The organism is Rickettsia endosymbiont of Culicoides newsteadi (assembly GCF_002259525.1).
GTDB lineage: Bacteria > Pseudomonadota > Alphaproteobacteria > Rickettsiales > Rickettsiaceae > Tisiphia.
This window is the reverse complement of the sequence record NZ_MWZE01000080.1, coordinates 1-5,720: the sequence shown is the minus strand read 5'-3', so window position 1 is coordinate 5,720 and position 5,720 is coordinate 1. Positions and strand designations below refer to the sequence as shown.

Sequence of the window (5,720 nt, the reverse complement as noted above, 5' to 3'; positions counted from 1 at the left end):
GTTCTTGCCATTTTACTACCTGCTCAAGTTTATATTCCCATATTATAATATACCTCCTTAACTATTTCAATTGGTATTATATGGTAATATTTGATTCAACTTCTATTTGGTCAAGAGAGCAATTAGCATCAGGTTTACAAAGCTTGCTAGTAAATCCAGCAATGAACTGGTTTAACCTTACCATAGTTGGTGAAAATGAAGAACAGCAAGAATATTTAACCACAGCTGAACGTAACACGTTAGCTCAAATGTTAGAAAAAACCTTAATGGATATATTCAACAATCCGGCTTCTAATTTTTATAATCAGATTCATCAGTTTTTTTGAATTTATCAGCCTTTGGTACTGCAATATTCTATGTTGAAGAAGATTTAGAATTACCCCAAACTTTGTTCTTCCGTAATATTAATTTACAAGAATGTTACTTTGAAGAGGATAAGTTTGGTTTTGTTAAAACAATGTACCGACTCTTTAGCATGCCAATTAAAACCGCAGCAGCTAAATGGGCGGACTTTACCCCTTTCAAGGAAAGACTAGCCCGGAATCCTGATGAGATAGTAGAAATATTGCACATAGTTAGCCCACAAACTCAAAATCAGAAAAATAAAGCCAGAAAACCAACGGCAACACTTGAATATAATTCGGAATATATCTACCTAGCTGAGCAAAAAATTATTAGTCAATCAGGCTATTCTTATTTCCCGTTTTTTGTAACACGGTGGGTAAAAGAAGAAGGTGAAGTATATGGCTATGCTCCGGCTCATCATGTGCTACCTGATATTAAATTGCTCAATAGTTTAAGGCAAATTACCCTAAAAGTAGCCCAGAAGCAGCTAGACCCACCATTATTAGTGCCAAAAGATGGATATTACTTACCGCTTTATACTACACCTGGTAGTGTTAATTTCTACCGTAATGGTATGGCAGATAAAATAATACCGCTAACTGGTATGGAAAATATCCTACCTACTGAAATTGAACAAAATCAATGTCGCGATGCCATATACAAAGCATTCTATATCGATATATTCAGGATGCAAAAGGAAAATAAAGAAATGACTGCCACTGAGGTGCAAATTAGGACGGAAGAACAATACCGTTTAATGTCTCCAATGGTTGGTAGAATTGAGAGTGAGTTGTTAAATCCGTTAATCATGGCTATATATCAAACGCTGATCAAATATAATAGAGTGCCAATTTTAGAAGGAGCAAATAGCCCACCCGATATAGAGATTGAATATGTTTCGCCATTATCTAGGGCTCAGAAAACATCAGCAATATCAAGCGTTGAGCAAGTATTAGGTTTCTTCCAACGAAGTGGAATAAGTAACTTATTTCCTGAGATTTATGATAATATCAACTGGGATGAATGTTTTAAACTATTTTTTGAGCTGCGAGGTTCCCCAAACTCAATCCTCAAGAACGAGCAAGAAGTACTACAAATAAGGCAACAACGTAAGATGATGCAAATGCAACAGTTACAACAGCAACAGATACAAGGGCAATGATCAAATGAAACTATCAATTAACTCATCATCCCCATCACCTTTATTAAAAAAAGAGCAATTAAAATCAATTTATTGCAAGCTTTTTAGTGGAGAAGATGGTAAAATAATATTAGAGGATTTAGCTCAAATGAGCGGCATATATCGTAGCAATTTCGTTCGGCAGGAAAGTGAGTACACTGCCTTTCTTGAAGGACATCGAGCATTGTTCCTATATATATGCTCGCAGATTTCAGAAGATGATGGAGTTAATAATATTGATGGTGCTAAAATGAACCAGATAAATAAAGGCAACATTTAGTAATAATTAAGAGGTTATATTATATGGTTTTAGCAAAATTCCTTGATCCTAAAAATGATTTTTGTTTTCGCCAAATATTTGGTACTGAAAAGAATAAAGATATACTTGTTCATTTTTTGAATGATGTCCTAAAGTTTGAAGGTAGTGAGCAAATAACTAATGTAGAATTTTTACCAACTATCAAAGACCCTGATATTGCTGCATATAGGCAATCTATTATTGATGTGCTATGTCAAGATCAAGACGGTAATCAAGTAATAGTAGAGATGCAGGTAAGTAAACATAAAGGATTTGAAAAAAGAGCCTTATATTATGCAGCTAAAGCATATTCTCAGCAAATACTTGAGGAAGATGAGGAATACAAGGGCATGGCAGTATACGCCAAATTAAAAGGAGTAATATTTTTAGCAATAGCGGATTTTATGATGTTTAGCGATAAAAAACATTGGAAATCAAAACATCGTATTTTAGATGAAGAGAGCTATGCCAATGATTTAAAAGATTTTTACTTTGTTTTTTTAGAGTTGGTGAAGTTTAAAAAAACTATAGAGAATCTAAAAACTATTGAAGAGAAGTGGATGTACTTTTTTAAGCATGCAGGAGATAGTACATTAACCTTAACAGAAATAGAGCATTTAATAGGTAAGGATGAAATTATTAGGAGAGCCTTTGAGGCTGTAGACCAAGCTAGCTGGAGTGAAGAAGAATTGCGTACCTATGAGAAAATAACCAAAACTCGTCTTGATAATTTAGCGGTAGAGCAACAAAAAATTGAAGATGCTGAAGCTAGAGGGGAAGCTAGAGGCGAAGCTAAAGGCAAGGCTGAAGGTAAGGCTGAAGAAAAAGTAGAATTAGCAAAGAAAATGCTGAAAGAAGGCTATCCTATAGAAGGTATAAGTAAATTGACCGGACTAACTCTTGAAAAAATAAAGAAGTTAAAAGAAGAAATGGAAAAGTTAAGAGAAGAATAAGCAGATGAGCAAAGAACTAATTGCCAATAACTATGAAACTACTCCTACTTCCTCTGGTAATGACTGGTTAGCTAATATGCCGGAGGAAATACGTAAATCTGAGTCACTGGGTAAATTCAAGGATGTATCATCTTTAGCCCAGAGCTATTTAGAGGCAGAGAAGAGCTTAAATCAACGAGTAGCTGTGCCAAAAGATGACAGCTCTGATGAAGAATGGCATAAATTCTATTGTCGGCTTGGATTGCCTGAAGATAAGAGATATACTGATAAACGCTCCAAGGAGGATGAGGAGTATTTAACTCGTTATGAGGACATGTTTTACCAAAGTGGATTATCTAAAAGGCAAGGTGAAAGGCTGCTTAATTCTCTGTATGGTTTCTCGCAGGATTTGCAGAAACAGCAACAAAATGCTATTGAGCAAACACGTCACTCTCATATTGATTGGCTGAAAAACACTTATGGTAATGCCTTTGATAATAAAATGACAGTGATGCAGGCAGCCTTATCTAAGTTTGGTACTAAGGAATTGGCTGGATTAATTGAAGATTCGCATTACACACCAGCTTTAGTAGATTTATTAGTACGAGTCGGTGAAACTTTAAAATCTGACTCGTTAGTAACTGGTAAAGAGCTACCTGGCATTAACAGCCGAGAGGCGGCATTGTCAGAGATAGATAAACTTGATTCTGACCCCGAGTTTGTGGTAAAATTAAAGACTAAAGACCATACGGGACATGAGCAAGCTGTTAAACGTATGCAACAATTATATAAAATCGCTTATGATAAAGAACAATGAAAAATAACATAAATTAACGTAACCAACCAATCATTAAAGTCATGAAGTAGGTGACAACTCATTTTAAGGCTGCAACTTCGCAATAACCTAATCATAAAAGAGCCACTAATAGCATATATACCCGAAAGGTCGTTAGCTGCATAGCAGACAACGACCCCCTTAAGTTTTTTATTCGAGTATGCATGATATCGCACTTTAAATATTGATAGATTATTTGAGGAGGAAATATGGAATTAAAGAACAATTTGCCAAAAATATCAGCTTAATTACTCAGCAAGAAGGTTCTAAACTACGAAAATGCGTTACTAATGGTACGCAGGATACTGAGGTAATTAGTTTTGAGTCAATGACTACCCATGAGGTCGAGAGTAGGAATCGACGGGCAATTGATCCTGAAGATCATTTACATGGACATTATACTGATGCTGGAGATCCTGGTAGATTAGAACAAATAGAATTTAAGATACCAACTATTTCAAGACGGTTTTTGACTGCTTCTGCCTATCATTGGAACGCTACTATGGATAGAAATGATAAGTTGAACCTACTAACCGATCCCACTTCACATTTTCCTAAAATGGCAGGCTGGGCTATGGGTAGACAACAAGATAGAGTAATTATTAGTGCTTTTGCCAGTCCAGTTCGAGCAGGAAGGACAGGTAGCAATGTGATTAACTTTGATGTAGTTAATAATGTGGTACCAGTGGGAATTAAGGTTACTGATACTAATTTTACCTTAAATGCTCAAGCTGCGGTTGCTGCTAATAGAGCGGTCATTGACTCGAAAAGAGCCGGACTAACTGTCGACAAACTAATAAAAGCTCATCATATCTTAAAAAAACGCTCTTTTGGTATGTATGATAAATTATATTTATTATGTTCAAGTAATCAAATCTCAGACTTACTACGCGATCCGCAAATTACCAATTATGACTATAATAACGTTAGAGCCTTAGTAAGCGGTGAAGTTAATAGTTTCTTAGGATTCACTTTTATTACTAGCGAGATGCTGGGTGGTATATATGATAATACTGGGGAGGGGAATCAATCTAGATACGCTGTTAGGGATTGCTATGCCTTTAATGAAGGAGCTATAAGATTTAACACGGTCAGTGGTTCTAACAAGAAGGGCATTGAAGAGCTAGTACAATACCACTATGCCAAGGTGTTATATTACAGTGAAGCTTTTGGAGCTAGCCGTGATAATGAACAAGCAGTAGTGGTAATTAAATGTTTAGAGAATTACGATCGTAACAGCCATCGTGGTGAATTATGGAAAGCAATAGAGGAGATGAATCACAAGAAAGGTGTGCATAGTATAACAATGCCATGGCAAATGTTTGGCAATCAATGTCGGAATAGTGATAATACAGAGGATATTGAAGATAATGATTTAACAGTAATTGCTAATAATAATTTAGCTACTAGGGTACAAGGTTTGGGCAGGAGAAGAGCGGCAGCCGATGTTGAATTTGGCAGTGGTATTGTTGAGAGTGAGAATGAGGACGATGCATAACTACAAAATTTATTCAATATAATTCCTGGTGTAACTACCGTGAAATATGAAATTATCAAGAAGGCAGTAGTGTTACTTGGATCAAATGTTAGTATTAGCAGCATTGGTGGTGGTAGAGTATCAAAAGCCGAGGAATTATGTGAGGAATTTGTTAACCCTGCTATTGAAGATACTATATTAATGGTTAAATGGTCATTTGCCTTACGGAGAGTTGATAATATTGAAGCTAACAAAGCTAATAGACACAATTTTACCGAAATACCAGATATTAATGATTGTATTAAATGTGCAGTAATAGTGCCATCTAATCTACAATTTTACACAGAGGCAGGTAAGATTTACTTTAAGGGCGGTAAACTTACCTCGCTATTTTACTACAGCAGAAATATTGTTGATAATTTACTAAATAACGATACGACTATTTGGCAACAAGTGCCTGCTAGCTTTAAGTTATTAGCGGCTTTATCGTTAGCCTCACAAGTATCATTTGCTATTTATTCAGATAGTTTGTTTGCTGATGGACTAAAGAAACAATATTTAATCAAATTACGTCAATTCGGGATAAGGGATAAGAAAAAATAAAGGAGATATAGGAGTTGCAAGGAGTTAATGCCTGTGATAAATGTTTTTTT

Annotated in this window: 5 protein-coding genes and 1 pseudogene; all 6 read left to right on the top strand. The window is 35.5% G+C overall.

The genetic code is table 11. The annotated features are described in order from the left end of the window. Positions 1-80: 80 nt before the first annotated feature. The 6 genes and pseudogenes from RiCNE_RS05550 to RiCNE_RS05525 all read left to right on the top strand — a co-directional run bounded on the left by RiCNE_RS05550 (position 81) and on the right by RiCNE_RS05525 (position 5,670). Positions 81-1,507, top strand: a pseudogene (locus RiCNE_RS05550) (portal protein). Between the two features lie 4 nt (positions 1,508-1,511). Beyond that, positions 1,512-1,805 (top strand): Bbp19 family protein, encoded by a 294-nt coding sequence (locus tag RiCNE_RS05545; RefSeq protein WP_094649602.1) that lies wholly within the window; start codon positions 1,512-1,514, stop codon positions 1,803-1,805. Between the two features lie 23 nt (positions 1,806-1,828). Continuing rightward, a complete protein-coding gene (locus RiCNE_RS05540) occupies positions 1,829-2,776 on the top strand; it encodes an Rpn family recombination-promoting nuclease/putative transposase (RefSeq protein ID WP_094649601.1) in 948 nt (315 codons plus the stop codon). 4 nt (positions 2,777-2,780) lie between these two features. Beyond that, a complete protein-coding gene (locus tag RiCNE_RS05535) occupies positions 2,781-3,572 on the top strand; it encodes a hypothetical protein (RefSeq protein WP_094649600.1) in 792 nt (263 codons plus the stop codon). Between the two features lie 214 nt (positions 3,573-3,786). Next, positions 3,787-5,088 carry a phage capsid protein gene (locus tag RiCNE_RS05530; RefSeq protein WP_133062955.1) on the top strand — a complete coding sequence of 434 codons (1,302 nt, stop codon included), beginning with the start codon at positions 3,787-3,789 and terminating at the stop codon, positions 5,086-5,088. 39 nt (positions 5,089-5,127) lie between these two features. Continuing rightward, positions 5,128-5,670, top strand: a complete 543-nt coding sequence (locus tag RiCNE_RS05525; RefSeq protein WP_094649598.1) for a hypothetical protein — start codon at positions 5,128-5,130, stop codon at positions 5,668-5,670. Positions 5,671-5,720 lie beyond the last annotated feature (50 nt).